A 597-nucleotide genomic window follows, 5' to 3' on the forward strand; every position below is an offset into this window, starting at 1 on the left:
TGGCCGGGAAGGACTTGATCTGGACCGCTCGACATTGGCCGATTGGGTGGGGCGCTCCACTGCCTTGCTTGAACCCTTGGCAAATGCCATCGGTCGGCTGGTCCGGCAAGGGGAAGCGCTCTTTGCCGATGACACCCCGGTCAAGCTTCAGGCTCCGGGAACGAAGAAGACCAAAACTGCCCGGATCTGGGCCTATGTCCGGGATGAGCGGTCATGGGCCGGGGCCTCTCCACCGCTGGCGTGGTACCGGTTCACGGTTGACCGCAAGGGCAAACATCCTGAGGGCCACCTGTCTGGCTACAAAGGCTGGGTTCACGCTGATGGCTACGCCGGGTTCAACGGCCTGTTCGGGGAGAACAAAGCTCGGGAGATGGCCTGTATGGCCCATATCCGGCGCAAGTTCGTCGATGTGCACGCCTCCCAGGGATCATCCATCGCCGCTGAGACCATCCAGCGGATCGCCAAGCTCTACGAAATCGAAAAGCGGGCACGCGGAAAACCGCCACCGGAGCGCTCCGCCTTACGGCAAGCATACGCCAAACCTATCTTCGACGATCTGGAAGATTGGCTCGGCAGCCAATTGACACGGATATCGGG

General features: G+C 61.3%; 1 protein-coding gene. It reads left to right on the forward strand.

Annotation, left to right across the window (positions count from 1 at the left end; genetic code table 11):
• Positions 1–597: IS66 family transposase (gene tnpC / locus ACXAH0_RS25110; protein ID WP_475196017.1), on the forward strand; the 597-nt coding region annotated here is incomplete at both ends.

It is taken from the genome of Roseibium sp. AWQ4_290, assembly GCF_056160985.1.